The organism is Spirosoma flavus (genome assembly GCF_054778555.1).
In genome coordinates this window covers 223,480-246,627 of the sequence record NZ_BAAGZL010000009.1, presented here as the reverse complement: position 1 = coordinate 246,627, position 23,148 = coordinate 223,480, and the positions used below count along the sequence as shown (strand labels likewise).

At 49.8% G+C, this 23,148-nt stretch carries 16 protein-coding genes; 3 read left to right on the top strand and 13 right to left on the bottom strand.

The features are described 5' to 3' along the window. Positions 1 to 169: 169 nt before the first annotated feature. The 9 genes from ACYVF1_RS30785 to ACYVF1_RS30745 all read right to left on the bottom strand — a co-directional run bounded on the left by ACYVF1_RS30785 (position 170) and on the right by ACYVF1_RS30745 (position 15,941). Complete coding sequence (locus ACYVF1_RS30785) at positions 170 to 1,702, bottom strand: hypothetical protein (protein ID WP_461086299.1); 1,533 nt, start codon at positions 1,700 to 1,702, stop codon at positions 170 to 172. A 418-nt stretch (positions 1,703 to 2,120) separates the two neighbouring features. Continuing rightward, positions 2,121 to 4,220, bottom strand: coding sequence for an outer membrane protein assembly factor BamB family protein (locus tag ACYVF1_RS30780; protein ID WP_461086297.1), 2,100 nt, complete (start codon positions 4,218 to 4,220; stop codon positions 2,121 to 2,123). A gap of 197 nt (positions 4,221 to 4,417) precedes the next feature. Continuing rightward, positions 4,418 to 5,584 (bottom strand): glycoside hydrolase family 88/105 protein, encoded by a 1,167-nt coding sequence (locus ACYVF1_RS30775; protein ID WP_461086295.1) that lies wholly within the window; start codon positions 5,582 to 5,584, stop codon positions 4,418 to 4,420. A 48-nt stretch (positions 5,585 to 5,632) separates the two neighbouring features. Further along, on the bottom strand, positions 5,633 to 6,424 hold the full coding sequence (locus tag ACYVF1_RS30770) for a rhamnogalacturonan acetylesterase (RefSeq protein ID WP_461086293.1): 792 nt from the start codon (positions 6,422 to 6,424) through the stop codon (positions 5,633 to 5,635). After that, positions 6,421 to 8,310 (bottom strand): rhamnogalacturonan lyase, encoded by a 1,890-nt coding sequence (locus ACYVF1_RS30765; RefSeq protein ID WP_461086291.1) that lies wholly within the window; start codon positions 8,308 to 8,310, stop codon positions 6,421 to 6,423. The genes ACYVF1_RS30770 and ACYVF1_RS30765 overlap by 4 nt, the downstream gene beginning before the upstream one ends. Positions 8,311 to 8,447: 137 nt before the next feature. Continuing rightward, the gene (locus ACYVF1_RS30760) at positions 8,448 to 10,421 is read right to left on the bottom strand and encodes a RagB/SusD family nutrient uptake outer membrane protein (RefSeq protein WP_461086289.1); all 1,974 of its coding nucleotides are present in this window, start codon (positions 10,419 to 10,421) and stop codon (positions 8,448 to 8,450) included. A gap of 17 nt (positions 10,422 to 10,438) precedes the next feature. Then, the gene (locus ACYVF1_RS30755; RefSeq protein WP_461086287.1) at positions 10,439 to 13,924 is read right to left on the bottom strand and encodes a SusC/RagA family TonB-linked outer membrane protein; all 3,486 of its coding nucleotides are present in this window, start codon (positions 13,922 to 13,924) and stop codon (positions 10,439 to 10,441) included. Between the two features lie 233 nt (positions 13,925 to 14,157). Further along, on the bottom strand, positions 14,158 to 15,240 hold the full coding sequence (locus tag ACYVF1_RS30750; RefSeq protein ID WP_461086285.1) for a FecR family protein: 1,083 nt from the start codon (positions 15,238 to 15,240) through the stop codon (positions 14,158 to 14,160). A 128-nt stretch (positions 15,241 to 15,368) separates the two neighbouring features. Further along, a complete protein-coding gene (locus ACYVF1_RS30745; protein WP_461086283.1) occupies positions 15,369 to 15,941 on the bottom strand; it encodes an RNA polymerase sigma factor in 573 nt (190 codons plus the stop codon). A gap of 421 nt (positions 15,942 to 16,362) precedes the next feature. On the opposite strand from ACYVF1_RS30745, the gene ACYVF1_RS30740 reads away from it, so the two are divergent. After that, entirely contained in the window at positions 16,363 to 16,503 is a 141-nt protein-coding gene (locus ACYVF1_RS30740) for a sigma factor-like helix-turn-helix DNA-binding protein (RefSeq protein ID WP_461086281.1), read from the top strand. 199 nt (positions 16,504 to 16,702) lie between these two features. Here ACYVF1_RS30740 and ACYVF1_RS30735 read toward each other — a convergent pair whose 3' ends face one another. From ACYVF1_RS30735 to ACYVF1_RS30720, 4 genes are all read right to left on the bottom strand, one after another. Further along, positions 16,703 to 17,710, bottom strand: a complete 1,008-nt coding sequence (locus tag ACYVF1_RS30735) for an amidohydrolase family protein (protein WP_461086279.1) — start codon at positions 17,708 to 17,710, stop codon at positions 16,703 to 16,705. A gap of 89 nt (positions 17,711 to 17,799) precedes the next feature. Next, the gene (locus tag ACYVF1_RS30730) at positions 17,800 to 20,040 is read right to left on the bottom strand and encodes a xanthine dehydrogenase family protein molybdopterin-binding subunit (protein WP_461086277.1); all 2,241 of its coding nucleotides are present in this window, start codon (positions 20,038 to 20,040) and stop codon (positions 17,800 to 17,802) included. 15 nt (positions 20,041 to 20,055) lie between these two features. After that, complete coding sequence (locus ACYVF1_RS30725; RefSeq protein WP_461086275.1) at positions 20,056 to 21,045, bottom strand: FAD binding domain-containing protein; 990 nt, start codon at positions 21,043 to 21,045, stop codon at positions 20,056 to 20,058. 2 nt (positions 21,046 to 21,047) lie between these two features. Further along, positions 21,048 to 21,668: a (2Fe-2S)-binding protein gene (locus ACYVF1_RS30720; protein ID WP_461086273.1), complete on the bottom strand. Its 621-nt coding sequence runs from the start codon at positions 21,666 to 21,668 to the stop codon at positions 21,048 to 21,050. A gap of 558 nt (positions 21,669 to 22,226) precedes the next feature. On the opposite strand from ACYVF1_RS30720, the gene ACYVF1_RS30715 reads away from it, so the two are divergent. Both ACYVF1_RS30715 and ACYVF1_RS30710 read left to right on the top strand, forming a co-directional pair. Further along, positions 22,227 to 22,712 (top strand): sll1863 family stress response protein, encoded by a 486-nt coding sequence (locus ACYVF1_RS30715; protein ID WP_461086271.1) that lies wholly within the window; start codon positions 22,227 to 22,229, stop codon positions 22,710 to 22,712. A 70-nt stretch (positions 22,713 to 22,782) separates the two neighbouring features. Then, the gene (locus ACYVF1_RS30710) at positions 22,783 to 23,058 is read left to right on the top strand and encodes a hypothetical protein (protein WP_461086269.1); all 276 of its coding nucleotides are present in this window, start codon (positions 22,783 to 22,785) and stop codon (positions 23,056 to 23,058) included. Positions 23,059 to 23,148: the final 90 nt, after the last annotated feature.

Sequence of the window (23,148 nt, the reverse complement as noted above, 5' to 3'; positions counted from 1 at the left end):
CAAATGTACATAACCAGCTCATATTCATCGGTAGTAAATGAGTTAGCGGCAGGCTACGCCATTGACAAAGCAAAAACGCCAGCCCCAATAGCGCCAGCGTTCACGGACTAATGTATCAACTTGATTGTCTTTGTTTACCACCTAAAAGCCCTAAACAATCTTAAAGTGGCTATTTCCTTTCCAGAACCTGTCTGACCAGCGCTTTCAGTTCGTCAACCTCTCGTTTGTACTGATTTACTTTCTTATCCTGCTGGATACTATACAAGGTCAATTCCTCTACTTTCTCCAAGAGTGTTGCATTCATCTTCACTAGATCGATTCCCTCTTTGGCTACCTGTTCGGCCGAGGGCACTCCCGGTAGATGACCGTATAGGGCTACGTAGGTGGCGACATCAGGTAGTGTAGGGAGTTGATACGTTGGACTAAAGACTTTATCGCTCCACTCGCCGGGGTTGTTAATGCGTAGTTGGTAACGGGCCAGCACGGTTTCGCCCTGCTCATTGACCGTCAAAAATTGGTCTGTGGCACCTTGGCGAACTGGATTAGACAGGTGAGCAAACTTAATTCGACCATTGTTACGTAGGTTGATCGTTCCACGCACATCGAGGGGATATTGGGGCGAATCGGTGCCAATACCAACGGCAATGCTAGTATTGGTGGGATCGCCTAGAACGATGGCGTTGCTCAACGCAACTCGGGCATTCGTGCCTAAAGCAACTGCATTTTGGAGATTACTACTAGCAACCTGACTATTATAACCCATCAGTACGTTATCATTGCCATCGATTAGGGCAGTACCTGAAGAAGGGCCAATGACAATGTTATTGTTACCAGTGGTCACATGCTGGCCTGCCTGATAACCCACAAGTATGTCATTGCTGCCAACGGTCACCTCCAGCCCGGACGAATAGCCTAAAAACGTGTTTTGTTTGCCGGTTGTATTAGCCGCCCCCGCAAAAGAACCAACAAAGGTGTTCACTCCGCCACTGCTGTTGTTCGAACCAGTGCCATAGCCCATAAACGTATTGAGTCGGCCCGTAGTGTTGGCTTGACCGGTATAACTACCCACAAATGAGTTGAACTGGCCTGTGGTGGTGCTCCGACCAGCTAGCGATCCAACAAAGGTGTTATCGGTACCGGTGGAATTATTCTGGCCTGCCTGATAACCCAGAAAGGCATTGTCCCCCCCTGTGTTGGCATAGCCTGTGCCTGATCCCACAAACACATTACGGATACCCGTCACATTGGAATAGCCTGACTGATAGCCAATAAACACGTTATAATCGGCCCGATTATAATAACCTGCTCCATATCCCACAAAGCTGTTTCCCTTCATGATCCTGGTGTTGGAAGTAGGCGAGTCTGAACCGCCAAACTGGGCAGAGACACCCGAGCCGATAAACACATTTTGAGAGCCACTGAGAAACCAACCACCAGCATTAAAACCAATGGATGTATTATCGGAGCCGTTGGTATAGTTACTAGCGTTAGCGCCAACCAGCGTGTTTCCCTGTCCGTGTGCGTAGGATGGCGCATCAGTCGCTCCTGGTATATTATCTCTGAAGCCATAGACGGTATTGAATGTGCCATTGAGTTGATCGTTGGCAATACCCATAAACAGAGTGGTTCTAGTCTGGGCCATCAACGGATAAAGACTGACAGCTGCTAGCAGAATCAGACAAAAAATGATCAGTTTGTTCATAATCGTGATAGAGAGTAGAGTTGGAATACATCAAGCTAGCAATTGAGTCAGGACATGTCTTAAAATCAAGCGATTCAGTTATTTTAATATGAGTTTTGAGGAAACGGTAAACTTTGCCAACATCCAACCAGAACGTGTACGCTTGCCATGAACGGTATTGACTACTACTAATACAAAAACGCCAGTCCCAGTAGAGCCAGCGTTTCGTATACACGTAAAGATTTTAAGACTTAATTCAACCGGCGCACATGATTGTAATGCTCAGCGGGGCGAAAGCGTAACCAGACGCCCCAGTTTCTCGGTTAGCTACTATCTATCGGCGTTTAGCTAACCGTCCAATAGCTCTCAGACCAAGACACTTCACAAATCCTTGATTCTCATAAAAAGGTAAACAACGGCTCAACGACCACGTAGCGCTTTATGGCAATGCAAACGCCACGTATCGATCTCCCGACTTTGTTTTGAGTTTACCTCCCCCGCAGGCAATCACTACGTATTGTTTGCCATTCACCGCGTAGGTACTCGGTGAAGCATACCCGGCCGCTGGCAGTTTGGCCCGCCATAGTTCACGACCCGTTTTTCGGTCGAAAGCCCGAATCAGTTCATCGCGCGAGGAGGCAATAAAGAGCAACCCGCCCGCCGTGACGGCCGGAGCACCATAGTTGTCGGTGCCTGTCGGAGGCAAGCCCTTAGCCACTAGTTCAGGGTACTCGCCCAGTGGAACCTGCCAACGGTGTTCGCCCGTATTCATGTCAATAGCCGTTAGTGTCCCCCAGGGAGGACGGCTCACGGGGTACCCCGCTCGATCGTACCAGCGGGTAAACCCAGTGTGGTGGTAGGGTGCGGTGTTCAGGTCCGCCTTGCTAGCCACGGTCGTTGTTTTATCAAATAAAAAATCTACGATGGCCTTCCGCTCGGCTTCCTTCAATTGTGTGAAAGCAGGCATCATGCCCTGGCCTTTAGCCAGAACCTGGGCCACCGACGTTTCGGTGCGTTTTTTAGAAATACTGACCAGGGCCGGATAGCTACCGTCATGACTGCCTTCGCGATTTTGGCCGTGGCAGTTAGCGCAGTGAATTTGGTAGAGTTGGCTACCGGTTCGCTCAACAGTCCTGGCTGAACCGGAGGGAGTCGGAACTAGACCCATAGTAACCGGAATTTGCTTGGAGGGAACGTACATAATGCCATTTTCGTCTACCGCTGCTCCGCCCCACTGCGCGCCACCGTCGGTGCCGGGGAAGAACACGGTACGATTCGGACTCAGGGGAAGCGGAATGAACTCTTTACCCGATTGCCAGCGCCGAAGCTGGGCCACAATCGTGTCGCGGTCGGTAACAAAGTCGTTAATATCGCTTTCCGAAAACGATTGCCGGGTAAATGGCGCAGGTTTGAGAGGAATCGGCTGGGTGGGCCAGGCTTTTTCCCCTGGTACGGTGGAAGCGGGCATGGGTCGTTCTTCAATCGGAAACAGCGGCTTACCCGTAACCCGGTCGAAGACAAACAGGAAACCTTGTTTGGATACAACCGAAACGGCATCCACCTTTTTGCCATCATGAACGACGGTGAATAAATTGGGCGGAGCCGGAATATCGCGGTCCCAGATGTCATGGTGAATCGTCTGAAAATGCCAAAGTCGCTTGCCCGTAGCTGCGTTGAGGGCTATCAGGCTGTTGCCGAACAGGTTCTGACCGGGCCGGGTACTGCCGTATAAATCGAAGGCGGCAGTTCCTGTAGGTACATAGACAATACCGCGCTGGCGATCGATAGCCATACCCATCCAGTTGTTTGCTCCACCGAAGTTGCGGTAACCGTCTTTGGGCCAAGTGTCGGCTCCGTACTCACCGGTGTGTGGAATGGTGTGAAAGGTCCAGACGAGTCGCCCCGTGTGCAGGTCATAAGCGCGCACGTCGCCGGGCAGGGCGGGCGCAACCTCCGACACCCGGTGGCCCATAATGAGCAGATTTTTATACACCACGCCTGGCGTATTGCTCACTACGTATTCGTCGGCTCCGGGACGGGAAAGTCCGTCTTTTAAATTGATTTTTCCGCCTTTGCCAAAACTGGCCACTGGTCTCCCCGTTCGGGCGTCGAGAGCATAGAGCAGCGAGCCGTAGGCGAAGAAAATCCGGGCTTCTCGCCCATCGGTCCAATACGTAACGCCCCGGCTATTCATGGCGAACGTATCGTCGGTAAAGGCGGTTTTCCAAAGCTGCTTGCCGGTGGCCGCGTCGAGGGCAAAGGCCTGCGAGCCCGCCGAAACCCCGTACAGCACACCGTCGATAATGAGCGGGTTACATTGAATCTGGGTGTTGTTTTTAAGCGTATCAACTCCGCCCGACGCATATTCCCAGGCGACCTGTAAGCCCACTACGTTGGTGGTGTTCAGCTGAGTAAGCGGTGAAAAATGGTTGCGATCTGGCCCGCCGTTGTATTCGGGCCAGTCGGTGGTAGCGGGTTTATCGGTCAGACTGAGCAGGCCAATGGTCAGGAGTAAGGCTGGGTAGGAGAAGCGTTTCATAAGTAGGTTTAGCGGAACGTACAAATGAACACAAAATACCCGAAAGTTAGATTGAGCTCTTGGCTTATGTGGCTCAGCGACAGCAAAAACCTGTCAGCGTTACATTTTAAAAATCCGTATTACCTCTAGCTGCCTCACGGCAATCCTCTCAAAAATCAGATATAGACATGTCGCTTTATGTCCTTCTAAAAATGCGCCTAACGCTTCATTTTGCACAACTGCACACCTGCGAGTAGAAAACATCCTAGCCCGTAATCTTCAAAATCAGGTTTGCTATCATACGTAACAGGCTGACCATCTTTAGGTTCTTTGCCGGTTCCCTGCACATACCCCAAAAACCCGTTTGGGTGTACGCATTCTGCTGTCATGGCATTCCAGGCTTTTGTAATAATCGGACGATACGTTTTTGCGTCGAGCAAACCGTTGTTGATACCCCAGGCCATTCCGTACACGAAAAGGGCTGTTCCGCTGAGTTCTTTACCGCCAAAGTGGGTAGAATCGTGCAGACTTACGTTCCAATAGCCATCGTTACGTTGCAACGAAGGTAATGCCTGCATCATTTCCCGATACATTTTCTCGTATTCATCACGGTGGGGAGCGTCTTTCGGGATGATTTCCAATACCCGAACCAGAGCTGCGACCACCCAGCCATTGCCCCGCGACCAATAACAGTCCTGTCCGTTGGGTTCCTGATAAGGCGGCACAAAATCCTTATCCCGCCACCATAGATGATCCTGCGGATTATAAAGTCCGTCACCGCCATGTTTGGTTTTCGAGTACGTATAAATTTGGTACATCTTTTCGAAGTACGCGGGGTCTTTATACAGAACACCTAGTTTAGCAAATACGGGCATCGCCATTTGAAGCGCGTCGATCCAGTTCCAGTCATCTACTTTATCACTACGTACCATGGCATCAATCGACGCTTTGATGTCGTGAATGCGTTCGGGCTTGGGATCGATTTGGTATAGGTCGATATAAGTCTGGCCACAGCATTGGTCATCAGCGTTACGTGTGTTGGGGCCGCTACGTAGTCCCCACTTATGTTTTTCGCCCCAGTCAACAGCATAATCGTAGTATGTTTTCTGTTTATCAATACCATACAACGCCATCAACCCTTCGTAATACACGGCCCTCGTCCAGATGTTGCTTGGCCGGGTTTTATTGGTGATGATTTCTTTTCCGGGATCAGGCCAAGATTTCATGAAGTAGTCATTGGCCAGCGTCATTGTCGCCAGAATTTCCTGCCGACTGGGTAGTTTAGACGCAGCTGGTTGGGCCAGTACGAGCGAATGGCTTAGTAAAACAAGTATGCAGCAACACGCCAGTTTGCGTAGAGGTGATTTCAGAAGAGAACGTAGCATAGATGAGGAATAAGTGTTTGTGCAAAACAGGTCTTCGGGCTATGTCAGCTATCGTTTGGAACTGTTTAAATACGTTTGTAAGGGACAATTTTTTAGTTGGCGCAGTCCTTCCGTAACAGAGCGGGCATTAAACTGAGCCCCGGCTAAATTGGTGTGGGTATGATCGACCGGAAAAAAAGCATTTTTGAGCGTTTCCTCTGTATAGCCTGCTTCATACTGGCGGGCGATGATCTCATTCAGATCGACAAAAAAGGCACCTTCAGCTTTTGCGATTTGAGAAGCCCAAAGCGCATAACTATCTGAAGATCTGGACACTTTGTTCTCTTTCCAGACGTTGCGTGGTACCAGCGAACAAACGATCGGAATTGCTCCGCTGGCTTTGGTGTCGGTAACATATTGGCGCATATACCAGCCATACGAATGGACGATTTCATGCTTTTTAGTCAGCTTGTTATCAATTCCTTCCGTTTCGTCACCTATTCCCCGAAGGGTACCACGAGCGCGCGACGTATCATTAATGGCCCCGGCATCGTTGTGGCCAAACTGCATCATCACAAAATCGCCAGGCTTTAGTTTAGCCTTAATTTTATCCCAGCGGCCTTCGGTCAGAAAGGTACGGCTGCTACGTCCGCCAATCGCCTGATTGTCGATACGTATCCGGGTTGTGTCGAAATATTCTCCGATGACACTCCCCCACCCCCAAAGACCATCGGCTCCTTTACCCGATCCATTCTTCACCGTTGAATCCCCGATCAGGTAGAGAGTAGGTCGCTGAGGCTGTCGGCCAGCTAGACAAAACAGGACGAGACTGGAAAAGATAACGTAACGAAACAGGTTCATCGATTGAACTGATTAGAGGTGGAAAAGCGATAAGCGGGGCGGGGTGGCCGTTTCATGCCTTGGCCCAAAAAGAAACTCGGATGGGGCGGCTGATTATACCCGACGTTTTGCCAGGCAATACTGAGCCGATACTGTGGGTCATGCATGAGTGTTACCAACCGATGCTGGGTAGGAATCGTGGTTGTATAAATGCGCAGGCTCTTATTATCGTTGCTACGTAACACGATCTCCTCCCGCCAGTCACCAAACAAATCAGCACTGAGGGCGGGCGTAGCTTTCGTACCGTTGTTCGATGAACAGCTGTCCGCCGTAAGCAACCGAATCGCGGGACCGTTCGCCTGATACTTATCGACATGGTTGCCATCCAGTAATTCTCGGGTTAAGTCGCCATCCCACCAGACCAAAAAATTGGCCGAGGAAGGGCTGTCGCCGATACGTTGTCCTTTGGTGGAAAACAGGCCATTGGAACCCGACCACCACAGTTCCGCACCGGGATTAGCGGGATCAATGTCTTCGGCAACGCCCCGGCCTACGTCCTCACCGGGAAACGCTCCCCAGAGAATTTCGCCGGTACGAGCATCATACAGGGCTGCGCCAAATCCTTTTTCGTAGTCGGGAATCGGTGCTTCGTTTTCGTGAATGCTCCAGACTTCCAACCCCGGCCGTTCTGGATCGAGGTCCGTTACGTGTAGCGCATCGCCATGACGCAATCGGGTCGTGTATAAGCCTTTGCCCGTATCGTCTACGCACATAGACCCGTAAATGATTTCGTCTTTACCGTCGTTATCGACATCGGTAACGGTCAGATTGTGATTGCCCATACCCGAAAATCCATCCGGCGCTTGCTGCGAATCGAACACCCACCGGGATGTCAATTTCCCACCCCGCCAGTCCCAGGCGGCCAGAACGGTACGTCCATAATAACCCCGGCACATTACCACGCTGGGTAATTTTCCATCCAGATACGCCACGCACGCCAGAAAACGATCGACCCGGTTGCCATTGTTATCGTTGCCACCGACGCCCCCAATTCCGCCCCAGCCATCTGTTGGATTTCGCGATGGAATGTAATCGGTCGTGGCTAGGGCAGCGCCGGTCTTCCCGTCGAAAATGGTAAAAAACTCGGGTCCATCCAGAATTTTACCTTCCAACGGCCCGTCGATTTTAGCCCAATGTTTTGTTGAATCGCCAAGTACTTTTCCAGTACCATCAATCGTACCATCTGCCGTTTTGCAGGCTAGTTCGGCCCGTCCATCTCCATCCAGATCATACACCATAAACTGGGTGTAATGGGCACCTTCCCGAATGTTACGTCCCAGGTTGATACGCCAAAGCAACGTACCGTCCAGTTTATACGCTTCCAGAATAGGCGGATCAGAAAGCCCTTTATGCGAGTTGTCACGCCCCCGACTGGCTTGGTGCAGAATCAGTTCGTAGGTTCCATCGCCATCCAGATCAGCCGCGGAAGCATCGTTGGGCGTATAACCAGTGGGCGTTTGCAGCGGAATGGTTAAATAAGGCGACGTAGCACCGGCAGAAAGCGTAAACGAACCCTCCGGTTTCTGTTCGGTTTTTCCCACCACGGCCCGAACACTGTACTGGACGTCCTGACGGAACGTAGCATTGGTGTCGACAAAATTGGTGCCCTCCGTTAACGGACGTTGGTTTACTTTAATCGGTCGGCTGCCCGCAATGGTTCGATACACATTAAACGCTACGTTATCAGGGTCGTTGATCAAAAGTCGCCAGCTCACAAACACCTGATTCGGACTTGTGCGGACAGCGACAACGCCCCGGTCCAACCGCTCTAAAGTTCGTTGCGCCCATGACGGAACTGTCTTTATCAACAGCCCGAACAGTAGTGAATAAAGAAATGATTTCGTCATAACGATTCTCAAATTGGGCTGTCGCTGCGTGAATGATTTGTATCCAAAAGTGCCTGAGCGTATTTTTCGCCTACCGGCAAGGGCCCAAAAAACCACCCCAAAGTCAAGTTTTTAATCTGCCTATGGGGTGGGTGATTTTACCAGCCGGGATTTTGCACGACAGTTTTCTGTTCAGCTGTCAGAATGGCGCCGTTTTGTTTCACCCCATCCAGGAATTTTTGCGGAATGGGACGTAGCAAATGCTTCGGCATAACCGGCTTAGCCTCATCGTTAAAGGCAATTGCTCTGGCCGCTAACGTTTTAGTACGTGACAGATCTTCCCAGCGCATCAATTCGCCCATTAATTCTCTGGAGCGTTCGTTCAGGATAAAGGCGATAAACTGGTCTGCCTGCGACGTAGCACCAACTTTAGTGTAAAATTGATTCGTGGCGCTAAAGATGTCGGCCTCACTTTTCAGGTGCATGGCATCGAGCGTTGTTGCGGTGGTTACGGCCAAATTATTCGATTCGAAATAGGTGTTCTTGTCCGAATAGGAAACAAACTGAGCCGTATTGGCAGCGGTATTGTTTTTGTACGCTACGCCCCCGTCGACATACGTAGCACGGTCTTCACCAGCTTTATATGCCGCCCGATCCCGGATTTTATTCAGATACGGAATCGCAGCCGCATATTGACCCAACCGGCCCTGCGCTTCGGCAGCAATCAGGTACGTTTCGGCCAGACGAGCCAGAATACCATCCCGCTGTCCGAACTGCGAAGCAACGGCATTCCGGGAGCCATCCATAAACTTGGATAATGCTACGTATTGGCTGGTGTTGTAATTGCCATGACCGCCTAGCATATTCTCGGCCTGCCCGGCAAAATACCGAACAAACATCGAGGGGGCACGTAACGTAATGCTGGTGGCTGTGTAGCGCGTATCGCCGGGCGCATTCACGATGTACAAAACAGCTTCTTCGCCACCGGCAAATTTAGGTTTACCAACCAGACTCGGATTGGGCGCAGTGGCTGCCGTCCAGGTTGGCGCTGACGATGGTCGATTACTGAGATAACGGGTTTTAAAGCTTTTCCAGAAACGGGAATCGTTCACGCGGTCATACACATCAATCGAGTAATCGGTGGTACGTAATCGCTGGAATTCCCGGTCACCGGGAATATCCCGTTGCATACCGGGCAAGGTCTGGTAGATCGACGGATAGTAGAGGTGTACCTGGTTACCATAACGACCCTGAGTAGCCGTATTACCGGAAAACTGAGCCGAAAGGATGATTTCCTTGTTGGTTTCGTTCGGCCCGTCTATCGCGCTGAAATTCCACAAATCGCTAAAGTTGGTAGCTAGTGTATGCCCGCTGGTGTTAATGACTAGATCAGCGTATTTAACAGCATTTTGCAAATCAGCGGTTTTCGTGCTGCTGTTCCAGTCGCTGTAGATTTCACTCGCCCGGTAGAGATATACTTTGGCCAGGAAGTGAGCGGCCGCCCATTTGGTAAGCCGTCCGGGTTCGGTAACGCTCGCTGGCAGTAGCTCATAAGCCTGCGTAAAGTCCTTGACGATCTGATCATAAATTTTCTGCGCCGAGGCCCGGGTAAACTCCTCTTCAATGCTGGTGGAAGGAGCCAGTTTCAGGGGGACTCCTCCAAACTGACGTACCAGTTTAAAGTAATCGAACGCCCGCATGAAATACCCCTCACCTAATCGGGTATTGGCGGTTGTGCCACCACCGTAGTATTTCGGTACGTTCTCGATCATGATGTTGGCCGAGTTGATGTTCCCGTACATGTTATCCCAGACGGTCGCTACGTCGCCATTCTGAGAGTTCAGATTAGCATCGTAGGAGTTGAACATTTGCTCGGTACGGTCGCCCCCAACGGTAAATTCATCGGTTCCGTAGTTAGTAGTCGCATAGGCCCACTCGTAGTTAAAGTGAAAGCGCAGACTCTGGTACATCCCAATCGACAGACCATCTAAACCGCTGGGAGTCTGGAAGTTCTGCGTGGTCAGTAGGGTGATCTGGTTTTCTTCCAGAAATTCTTCTTTGCAGCTGGTTGATACGCTCACCAGAGCCGCAACCAGTGCTGCCGAATATATAGAACGAGTAATAGGTTTCATCGATGATTGGTTAAGAATTAGAAGCCGACGTTTACACCGAAGACAAGTCCCCGGTTGAAGTTGGAATTTCCCGTATCAGGGTCGAGCCAGCTTATTTTCGAGTAAATCAGTCCGGGATTCAATAGTTGAGCATACACCTTCGCTCGCGACAGGCCCACTCTTTGCACAATTTTCGTAGGGAGAATATAGCCTAACGTAACGTTGCGAATCTTGACGAACGAGCCATCCTGGTAATTCATTGCATTCCGGAAGGGATCACCTGCCGCACTGTTGTAATTGGGGGCAGGATACTCATTGGTTGGGTTGGTGGGCGTCCAGTAATCCACCAGGCGCTGGGTGTAGCGCCCCTGAAGACTTTCAGCACCAGACTGTACGAGGAAATTTAACCGCGAGAAGATAAACGCCGATAGTTCAAGTCCTTTGTAGGAGAACGTATTGGTAATACCGCCCGTCCAGGCTGGGCTGCTGCTGCCCCGAATGACCCGGTCGTTGTTGGCGTCAATTTTATAATCGCCATTCTGGTCAACCACTTTAATATCGCCGGGCCGGAAGGTTTGTCCGTTAGCCGCAAACTTCGCCATTTCCTCCAGATCCTGCGGGGTGTTTTGCCAGATACGGTCTTTCTGATAATCGTAGTAAACGCTCAGTCGCTGCCCAATAAACCAGAGGTTGTTGAGGTCGTCCACGGCGCCATTTGCCAGACTAACAATGCGATCTTTGTTGGTTCCGATGTTCAGGGTAGACGTCCAGCCAAACTGATTTGTTCGAATGTTTTCCGTATTTACGGTCAGCTCAATACCCCGGTTAGCTGTTTCGCCGATATTCGTCAGGGAAGTGGTATAGCCATTGATAGACAGGATGCTACGTAGCATCAGTAGATCGGTGGTACGTGATGTGTAAAAGTCTAGGGCACCGTTGATACGTCCTTTGAACAGATTAAAATCGATCCCTACGTTCCACTGCCGCGTGTGTTCCCATCCAAGTTGCGGGTTTGGCAGGGAGATAGGGGTAGCCAGCGACGCATCCGACGAAACATAGCCTGCCTGCACAGAACTGCCAAAGGTGTAATACAGAGTTTGCAGAACGCCCTGGGTTGTATACGGCGAAATCGCTGCGTTACCCGTTACACCGACTCCTACGCGCAGTTTCAGTTCATCGATCCAGGAGACGTTTTTAATAAAGTCCTCCTGATCTAAACGCCAGGCTCCCGATACCGAGGGAAAGAAATCCCACTTCTTGCCGGGAGCTAGCTGAGAGGCTCCATCCCAGCGGCCAAACGCGGTCAGAATATACTTGCTGCTGAAGCTATAATTTGCCCGGGCCATGTAGGAAACCAGCGACGATTGAATCAGGTTACTGCTGAAGCCGTCCAGCGCGCTCACCGAGTTCAATTGATACCACAACTGACTGTTATAGGGCAACTTAGTTGCCGTCATGGACGAGGTTTCCTGCCGGTACGACGTAGCATTCTGCAACAAAGTCAGGCCGATGCTGTGCTGACCAAACGTCTTGTCGAAGTAAATCAATTGGTCCAGCGACCAGGAGAAATTGTTGGTATTGTTTAGCTGGGCGTAGTTTGTTGAACCCGGCTCACCGCCCCCCCGGTTGATGGAGTTTTGATCCATCCAGCGACCATTGTTGTTGTAATAAAAATCGGGGCCAAAGTTCATCCGATAACGTAACCCATCCATAAACGTAACTTCGCCATAGAGGGAAGCCATGGCGCGGGTCACTTTGCGCAGATTGATATTATACTGATCTTCCCCAATCGGATTCAGAATCGTAATGTCGCCACCGGGCAGGTTGATACGTCTGCCGGTGCTATCGTACGGGACGGCAAACGGAAGCATGCCGTTGGCAGCTGCGTATAGGCTACCTGGACCCGTTGCATTGGTTGTGGAAAATCCGTAATTCTGCTTGCTGAACGTACCGTCAATCGTTCCACCCATTTTCAGCCACTTTACCGGATTGACGTCGACGCTCACTTTCGCACTGTAGCGGGTATAATCCTGCCCAAGCTGGGTTCCTTCATTGCGCAGATACCCAAACGAACCGTAGGCTTTAATTTTGTCGGTTCCTCCGCTGGCGCTGAGAATATGATCGTGCGTAATACCGGTTCGCTTTACCAGACTCCGCCAGTCGGTTGTTGGCACCAGATCGCCGTTCCAGGTACCGTTCGCCCAACCTTTATTTATGTTGGCCAGTGCATACGCATCACCCCCAAATATCCGTTGATCGTCTACCTGACTCGGAGCATCCGGGTATCCCGTACCGGCTGGCGTTGTGCGACCTGCTAACGTATTGAGGTAGTTAATTCGGCGGTACGCATTTCGCCGAAAATCAACGTATTGCGCCGAATTCATGAGCTGCATCCGGTCCTGAATCTGTTCGAACGTAGCGGTTCCTACGTATTCGAGGACCAAACGGCCGCTTTTTCCCCGTTTCGTCGTAACGACAATCACGCCATTGGCTCCCCGCGATCCGTAAATGGCCGTAGCCGAAGCATCCTTCAAAATGTCTATCGTTTCAATATCATTCGGGTTGATGAACTCGATACCTCCCGACGAAAGCGGTATACCATCCACTACGTAGAGCGGATTGTTGGTAGCGGTTAATGAGCGATTACCCCGGATTCGAATGCTTCCTATTTCACCGGGTCGCTCATTGGAGGTAATATCCACCCCAGCGGCTTTGCCCTGAATAGCCTGTAGCGCATTGGCGACGGGCCTGGAACGTATCTCATCAGCATTTACGCTTACCACAGCAGAGGTCACATCGGTACGTTTCACCGTGTTATAACCCACTACAACCACTTCATTCAAGATTTTCGTGTCGGGCAGTAGCTTAACATCCACCGAAGTTTGCGCGCCGAGAATCACTTCCTGCGAGGCAAATCCCACCAACGAAAACACCAGTGTGATAGCCTGTGATTCTGGTATCGTTAGTCGGTAACGGCCTTCAGCGTCGGTAGTCGTCCCTCGGTTTGTTCCTTTCAGCAGTACGTTCACACCCGGCAGTGGAGCCCGATTATCATCTTCAACTTTTCCGGTAATGGTACGATCCTGGTTCACTGACGTAGTAGCAACTACAATTCCCTCGGCAGATTGTACGGTTATACTATTGGTTTGACTACTCCCCGCTGGGTCGAGTTGTTTATTCAGGATGATGTTCTCTCCCGATACCGAAAACTGAATCTGAAACGGGCTTAGCAGCTTTTCCAACACTTCATTTAAGCGCTCATTATGCACCTTCAGACTCACTTTACGATTTCGAACCAGCGATGGAACGTAGGAGAAGCGGACTTTGGTTGATCTCTCCAACTTCTTTAAAACGACACTCAGATCGATCTGCTCAACCTCAATGGAGACAGGCCGATTCAATAGTTCCTGTGCGAAACCATCTCGCCCATAGGCTAAACTGCCCAGCAGAAAAATCAGCATCAACGGAATACTGGCTTTCATAATCAGCGCAATACGATTGCGTTTGGTACTACTTTTTTTCATAATTTACCGACGGTTTTTGGATTTTTAAAAACAAAAGCCCCCTGGCTCCTGCAAAAGGAGGTGTGTTCGCCAAAACATCAGGGGATTATTTAAGTCGCGGGGTAGAACTCATCATGAGGCCAATCATGATACGTTCACATGCCCGGCGGCTTTTTTGTGAAAGGCACTTGCGTTACGTCATTGGGATGGGTTTAAGGTTCCGTTTAGTTTAGGTCAGTAATTGCGGTACTTAATCATTCGCAGCCAGCACTGGTAATCACGATCTGCGCGTCCTCGACTTTGTAACTGGCGCCGATGGTCCTACAGATAATGTCTAATTTGGTATAGAAGGGTTCATCGGCCAAGGTTGACGTCAGGAAACAGTTCTTCATCTGGCTGGCATTATATACTATCGGTATCCCGTAGGTTTTCTCCAGTCGGGCAAATACATCGGCGATCGGCGTGTCCTCAAATTGAAGCGTAGCTGGCTGGCTGGCCGTGTTCAGGCTAATGGGCTGGCTGGCTATAGCTCGGGTCAATTGATTTTCCTCCGCCACAAACGTCGCCTGCTGATTCGGTGTCAACATCAACTTTTCTTCCTTTCCGGCTTTGGCCGCCTTATTCATGGAATAAACAGCCACTTTCCCCGATCTGACAATAACTGAAACCTGTTTGCCACTCGTCCGAATGATGAAGCTTGTTCCGACCACACGGGTAACCAGCCCATCAGCGTACACAAAAAACGGATGTTGGGGATCTTTGGTAACGTCAAAAAACGCTTCGCCACTCAGATAAACGTTGCGAACAGCTTCTTTGGCCATCTGACGGGAGTAACTTATTCGGGCGTTTTTTGCCAGTCTAATCTGACTTCCATCCGGTAAGGCTATGGATTGGGCTGTTTGCTTGGTATTGACAATTTCCGTTAAGGGCGTAGTGGATTCCTCGACCAGTGTCTCATATACATACGTGGATTGGCGCGATTGCCAGTTGAGAACAGCCCAACCCAGTCCTATCAGTAACGTAACGGCTGCCGCCACCTGCCACCAGGTGGAGAAACTGTTCAACCGACGTACTGGTATTTCATCGACTGTTGTTCTGGCTAATACGTTGCCAATGTGATACGTTAGTTCTGCATCTGGTAGGTTTGGCAAATGGGTGCCTTGCCGCTGATCTTCAATAAACGCTTTCGCTTGATTAACGACTTCCAGTTTCTCTGGATACGTAGCAATAAGTTCATTCCAGATCGTTCCCGTCGACGGACAGTCTGCTCGCACCCACGTCAGAAAATCATCGTCCAACAAAAGGTCTTCAACGGTGTAATCCTTATATTGCTTCATGGTTAAACACTATTCCTGGCGAAGTCTATAAGGAAGGGCAAAAAAGCAGCGGAGAATAATCAAAAATTACCCAAAATTTTTTATATTTTTTATAAAATACTGGTTATCAATACCTTACTAAACAAATCTTAATTGAGTAATGAATAAAAGAGTAGAAGGAATGGTTTCCAATGCAGTCGGAAGGCTCGAATAGCCTGAAATAACAAATTCGCAACGGCCGGACGGGAAATGTCCAGCAGCTCCGCAATTTGTTCGTTACTTAACTCCTCATAAAATTTAAGGTGGATAATCTCCTGCTGCCGCCTAGTTAAGTGAACAAGCGTTTTTTGGACCTGAGATTGCTGTTCCTGATGCGTTTCTTCGGATATGATACGGTTTTCGGAGTATGTATCCGCTACAGGTTCATCCCACTCATGGGGCATCTCTTCCCAGTTAAGAAATCGTTTCTTCTCTTTAAAGATTAAGTTTCTTAAGGCCGCAAAGAGATAAACTTTTAAGTTTCTCGCGTCATTCAAATAAATCCGACGTTCCCAGAGGTCAACAAATAGGTCCTGAACACAATCGTTTATTTGATCTCTGTCTTTTAAAAACTTGGTTCCATACTGAAATAAGGGCCTATAATAGACATTCAGGAGCGTCTCAAAGGCTTTGCGGTCACCTCCTCGAAATGCTTGCCAAAGAATTTTATCATCCTCACTCACGAACTCACTATTTGTCTATGTCTTAGGGAACATTACAAATATACGTGCTCAACTAAGTTAAAGAACAATTAATATAGTAATGTTTCAAATCCCGATTAGCTTTAGCAGTTTTTAATAACTAGTTATTACCCGTTGTAGATCGTTAAGTGGTTTAACTGTTTTACTAATTAATAAAACCATAATGTCATATTTTTAACAATAAATTTCAGCCTTCAATTATATGTACTGCTTCCATTTAAACAGACGCTGATTCCTGCTCAGCTGTCAACAAATACTACTACACTTTTACAGAAATGAGCATCACTTTTTCTTTCTTGTTTATTTAAATTTCCTCAAATCGATACCCTGTCGATTTGAGTCAATAAAACAGAAGACTATTCGCTTATTAACGGCTTCAGTCCAGCCGTTTGACAGTTGTTTTATGCTGAGTCGGTTTAAGGAGCGAAAAAATCAGGAGATTGCCGACGAACTCCATATTTCGCTTAAAACGGTGGAAGCGCATACAACCAAAGCGCTTGGCCTATTTTGCAAAAAAGCCATGAGTAAAGATCTTAAATCCTAGACCAGTCTCTTTCTGCATGTCAACCTTGATGATTATTTCTAAGGTAGCTATCGATTCGGCTTTTCTGGTAGCCAAGATTCACTACCCTCTTTACTTGCAAAGGCTGCTTTCACTGCTTGAGACAAACGAGCACACCGGTGTACCGTGAGTAATCTGCCAGGTAGCCTTAATCGGACTAATCCTAGTAGCTGACACAGTTTCACTCACTTGTTTTCTCCGTTAATTTTAACAGGCGATCAGCGTTTTTGTAGGCAATCTTTTCTACGTCTTCGGGCGGCAACTTAATTCCATCCAGGAATGCTCGTCCCTGCTCGTTGGTACTGTATGGATAATCGACAGAAAACAAAATCCGGTCAATGCCAAAGGTAGCAAGAGCAGCCATGAGCGGAGGTTGGGTAAAAATACCGCTTGTGGTGATAAATACCTGTTGCTGAAGCGTCTGGCTGATGGTTCGGGGCAGGTGCGTCATCTCTGAGGTAAAGATGGTATCGCAGCGAGCCATCATCACCGGCAGCGTTTCTCCCATATGACCGATGATAAGTTGCAGGTTCGGATACCGCTCAAAGGTGCCAGATAAAACGAGCCGTAATACGTGGATAGCCGTTTCTGCGTGCCAGCCAAAACCAGCCATGCCCAACTGGGTGGACAAGGCCGTTGGTAATCCTTCATAATAGGCTTGCCGGACCGCTGCGGGCGGAATGTTTGGATGCAGATATAGCGGTACACCTAACGTTTGGGCTCGTTCCAGCAGCGGAGTAAACCGGGGATGGTCCAGAAATTGATCCTGCGTCAATCCATTTATCATCGCTCCGCAGAAATGCAGGTCGGTCACGCTACGTTCGAGTTCGTCAGCCGCTGCTTCGGGGGCCGTCATGGGCAGGTGCGCAAATCCAGCAAACCGATTCGGATGGGCGGCTATCTTTTGGGCCAGCGCATCGTTATAGTCACGGGCTAAAGCGGGCCCTTCGGTAGGGTCTAACAGGTCAGCTCCGGCACCGGATACCGACAACACTTGCACGGTAATCCCCGATTCATCCATTTTTTCTAAACGCTCCTCACCAACTTCATCAAGTTGCCTGGACACTCGCTGCATGGGTGAGTTGGGGCTGGAAGGAGGAGGCCAGCCCCGCGCCGTTATGGCTTCCTGTGGAATCCGGCGGGTCAACTCAGAAAGGCTAACGTGTTCTTCAAGAGCTACTGTACGCATGGAAAATGGTTTATAAATTCTTTCAGTAGGATGTATATGTCGATTTCTGGATCACTGTGACGCGTTGTCAGGGATAACATGAACGATGGTTATTTTTTGGCGCTGTCGGGCAGGATCTTGTCAACCGTAATGGGTAGCTCGCGATGCCGTTTACCGGTAGCGTGGTAGATGGCGTTGGCAATCGCCGATACGCTGCCTACAATCCCCATTTCGCCAATGCCTTTCACCCCCGCCGGATTGACGTCTTCATCCTCTTCGGCAATAAAAATCGTGTCAAGCTCCCCAATATCGGCGTTAACTGGTACGTGGTATTCAGCCAGATTAGGATTCATAATACGCCCTGTGCGTGGATCACGCAGGGTATCTTCATGAAGTGCCATGCTCAAACCCCAGATCATCCCACCCAGCAACTGACTGCGCGCCGTTTTTTGGTTAACGATCTTCCCCGCCGATACCACCGACAGCATCCGCGTTATCCGAACCTCTCCCAAGGCTTCATCCACCCGCACTTCGGCGAAGATGGCCCCAAAGCCATACATGGAGTATTTGTCCTGTTCAGCGCCCGCTTTCGATTCCTGCATCTCTTCCAGAGGTTTTCCTCCGTTACGTTTCAGCAGACTGCTTAACGATTCGCTTTTGCGGGGGTCAGACTGGCGATATAACCTTCCCTTTTCAATCTTGATTTCGGATTCTGGCGTTGCATAAAGGGGCGATTTGGTATCGTTGAGCGCCATTTTTTTGGCTTTCGTCAGCACCTCTTTTGCTACCTGCACTACCGCAGAGCCCGTGGTTACCGTCGTCCGCGAGCCACCCGACCCTACGGCTTCCGGATACCGGGTGTCGCCCGCGGCCAGTGTAACCAAGTCGGGTGAGATGTCGAACACCTCGGCTACCAGCTGCGTCAGAATCGTGAACGTACCAGTTCCTAAATCCTGGGTGGCCGTCTCGACCCGCAGAGTTCCGTCCGCATTCAGTTGCACTTTCGCCGACGACTCCCCCCGATTAACCGGATAGACCGTGGTCGCCATGCCCATGCCGATTAGTTGATTTCCCTCCCGCATGGAACGGGGTTCAGCCTTTCGACTCGACCAGCCGAACGCTTCAGCTCCTTTCTGATAACACGCTCGCAATGACTTACTGGAAAACGGCAGATTCTTATGGGGGTCCGTTTCGGCGTAGTTTTTTAAACGTAGCGCCAGTGGATCCATCTTTAGCTGCGCGGCCATTTCGTCGATGGCGCATTCCAGCACATAAACGCCGGGCGCTTCACCGGGTGCTCGCATGGGCGAGGTCAGGCCAATATTGGCGGGAATAAATTTGTGGGTCGTTTCCTGATTGGGAACCGCGTAAAGCATACGACTGATAACTCCAGCCGGTTCGGCAAACTCGTCGAAATCGTCGGTCTGCGAGATGGTATGATGCGCCATCGCCGTAAACTGCCCATCAGCTTTAGCTCCCAGTGAAAAGCGTTGTACGGTAGCGGATCTTGACCCTACCATGCCGAACATATGCTCCCGTTTGAGCACCAGCCTGACCGGTCGCTGGATGAATTTAGCCGCTAGCGGTCCCAGCATATTCTGCGAAAAAATAGTCCCCTTACTGCCGAACCCGCCACCTATATATTGACAGACGACCCGCACGTTTTCTTTCGGAATACCGAATAATTCGGCCACTCGCTTTTGCGTAGACGAAACCGCCTGGGTGGCTGTGTACATAGTAAGTTTATCGCCTTCCCAATAAGAAATCAGTGCATGTGGTTCGAGCGCGTTGTGCGTTTGGGTTGGTGTTCGATAGGTTTCCTCCAATCGGGTCGTCGCTTCGCTCATACCCGCTTTCAGATCACCCCGCTCGGTATCGACCTGATCGTCCCCGCGAGGCAATCGTTTTGGTTTAACGGCCTTGTCTATATTTGCCGGTAGTTCAGGTTTAAGAGGCTCAGTGTCGTAGGTGACACGCACCCGGTCAGCGCCTTCGGTTGCAGCTTCGAAGGTTTCAGCCAGTACCATGGCGATGGGCTGGTTATTGTAATGAACCTGGTTATCCTGAAACACATGCAAAACCCGGTCACTGGCTTGTTCTGAATTCTTATTTTTATCGGCCCCACGTATTTTCGGTACGTTCTCGTGCGACATTACGCCCAGTACACCAGGAATTTTCAAGGCTGCACTCGTATCGATCTGCCGGACGCGGCCATGGGCAATCGTACTCATCACCAGTACGCCGTGGACCAGATTGGGGCGTTTAATGTCGGCTGAGTAGCGGGCTGCGCCGGTCACTTTCTCCTTCCCGTCAATTCGGTTGATCGGATCACCAATAAGTTTCTTTGCCATACCGTTGAAAGGCGATTAGACCAGAGTTTGCAACGTGCGAATGATGGTGTTTTCGGCCAGTTTAATCTTAAACGCATTGTGTTCGTACGGCTTAGCGTTCGCCAGCAGTTGCTGAGCGGCCTCCCGGAACGTAGTTTCCGCAGCGGGTTTGCCTACCAGCTGTTTTTCAACATCAGGTATTCGCCAGGGCTTGTGCGCTACGCCACCCAGTGCAATTCGAACGTCACGAATAGTACCATTTTCGACCGCCATTCGAGCGGCTACGGATACGAGCGCAAAGGCATACGAAGCCCGGTCCCGAACTTTCAGATAATGCGATTTGCCAGCCAGTTGCGGTGTAGGCAGATCAATCGCCACAATCAGTTCGTTTGGTTCCAGTACGTTATCGCGCTGAGGGGTATTACCCGGTAGGCGATGAAAGTCCAGTATTGGTACCGATCGATTGCCAGTTGGCCCCTGAATCTGCACAACGGCATCGAGCGCACTCAGCGCTACGTTCATATCGCTGGGGTTGGTGGCGATGCAACTCTCGGAGGTACCCAAAATCGCGTGAATCCGATTGATACCACCAATAGCGCCACAACCTTTGGGGCCGGCGTTAGCGTCAGGATTGCGCTTGTTGCAGGGTTGACTGGTATCGTAGAAATAGTAGCACCGAGTCCGCTGCATTAAGTTACCGCCCATCGTTGCCATGTTGCGAAGTTGAGGAGAGGCCCCGGCCAGCAGCGCCTGTGCCAGCAATGGAAATTGAGCGGTAACGAGTGTATGAGCCGCTACGTCGCTGTTGCGAGCCAGCGCGCCGATACGTAGCCCCGCAGCCGTTTTTTCGACTTTGTCCAGCGGTAAGCGACTGATATCAATGAGCGTATCGGGGTTTTCAACGCCGTACTTCATCAGATCAACCAGGTTCGTACCTCCAGCAATGAAGCGAATAGAGGGGGCCGGACTGATCAGTTTTACCGCATCGGCTGGCCCATTCGCCTGGATCAGATCAAAATTTTTCATGATCACTGCCCTCCTTTTTGAACCGATTCCACCGCTGCGACGATGCCGGCATAGGCTCCACAGCGACAAATATTACCACTCATCCATTCTTTAATTTCTTCTCTTGATTGAGCATGACCCTCCCGAATGATGGCGGCTGCCGACATGAGCTGACCGGGTGTGCAGAAGCCACATTGAAACCCATCGTGCTCCAGAAAAGCCGTTTGCAGCGGATGCAGCTGATCTTTTCCCGGCGCCAATCCTTCAATAGTCGTAATCTCTCGGTTTTGCTGCATGGCGGCCAGCAACAAACAGGCATTGGCTGTTCGTCCGTCAACATGCACAGTACAAGCCCCGCATTGACCGTGATCGCAGCCTTTTTTGGAACCCGTCAAATCGAGCCGTTCGCGCAATACGTCCAGCAACGTTTCGCGAGGCTCAATATCGAGTTTATACACCTTCCGATTGATTCGTAGCGTAATCGAGCGTTTACTCATTGTATTTGAAGGGCCCATCGCTGCGGGTTTTGAGTGGACTGGATCAATCAGCGGTGGCATGAGTAAGACACCCGCTACGGCCGATGATTGCTTTAAAAACCAGCGTCGGTTTGACCCATCTACCAAATAGGGATTCTGTTTAGCCATTGCCTTAAGCGGATATATGCAGATAACCCCTTGTTCATGCCAAAGTGTTTGACGGAGTTAGTGCTTTAGGGTTAATTGCCAGGGCTGAGTTAATGACGTAACGTTTGCAGAAGGATACTCCCCAAAAGCCCTTTAGAAAGTGAGCATGTGGTACGTCCTCCCCACGAATGATAGCCCATCTCCATTACGTCCGTTTAAAAACCTTCTTGAACGTAGTGGCCAGGGTTGACTTTTTCTTTTGGCCGACTTAACCTGATAAATGCCGTATGGTGCCAAAGGCTCAACTTGATCGCAAATGATTTTCACGATATCCAGAGCTAGCCCACGTAACTCAATGATGTAAGAAATGGCTAAGTTGCTTTATTCGTATCAACTGCTCTTATATAACTTAAGCACTTGTAAATCAGGGACTATTTTCAAAAAACAAATACGCTAACCTGTATTCCTTACTTACACTAAGCACCTATCTATTCACCTCTAAGAACTTTCTAAGATTAGCTTAAGTCCATTCTAAGATAGAAAGGCCTCTTTTGCCCTGATTATAACTTTATAAACGTTATGAAGAGGCACACGAAACTAATTAGATCGCTGTTTGCGACATCATTGATGACCCTTTCGGTCGTCGCATTTCAAGGCTGTAACACAGATTCGAATGAATCCCGAACGGAAGAAGCCGTTGAACAAACGGGTGATGCCATGAAAGCTGACGCCAAGGAAGCGACCGATGACGCGAAAGCTAATTTCCGTCAGGAACGTGATGAGGCCGTCGCTGACCTGGAACAACAACGTGACAAACTTGACCAGGAAATCAACGAGTTACAAACCAAGTTGGACCGAAAAAGCGATAAAGCCAAAGCATCTATGAAAAACCAATTAGCTAAATTAAAGACGGAGCGACAGGAACTGAACAACGACATCGACAAAGCAAAAAATGCGACGGAAGATGCCTGGCAGGACATTAAAGCGGGTTTTAAGAAAGCGGGTCGCACGATAGGCAATTCGTTTGAAGAAGCAGGCGACCGGCTGGACAAAACCGAACAGTAACGATAAGTTGTAGCTTGACGAACTAGACTCGTCGCAAAAAATTCCTTCTTCACTTTTTAGACAAAACGGAATGAATCATACAACCGAACTAAAATGCAATCTATCGGTAGCCGCTGAGACATTTCAGTTACCCGCAAAGGCTATTCAGGAAACGCAATGGGTGGAAGAGCCAGCGAATCCAACACAACAAAAGGGCGGGCTAATTCGAAAAGGAGAAATCGTTTGGTTTGCGCATGATCTGTTTGGCAGTGGTCCGGGTTGGCAACAAGCTCTCTTTAACGACCATCGGCTGGGCTATGTTAATCAGCATCATTTTGCGCCGGTCAACGAGAAGCCCAAAACTTAACGATAGTTTTCGTTGTTCGAAAACCAAGCGGTTACTCTTTACGGAGCCTGTGCTCTGCTTAATCTGCCGGTATTTCGACAAGAAATACCG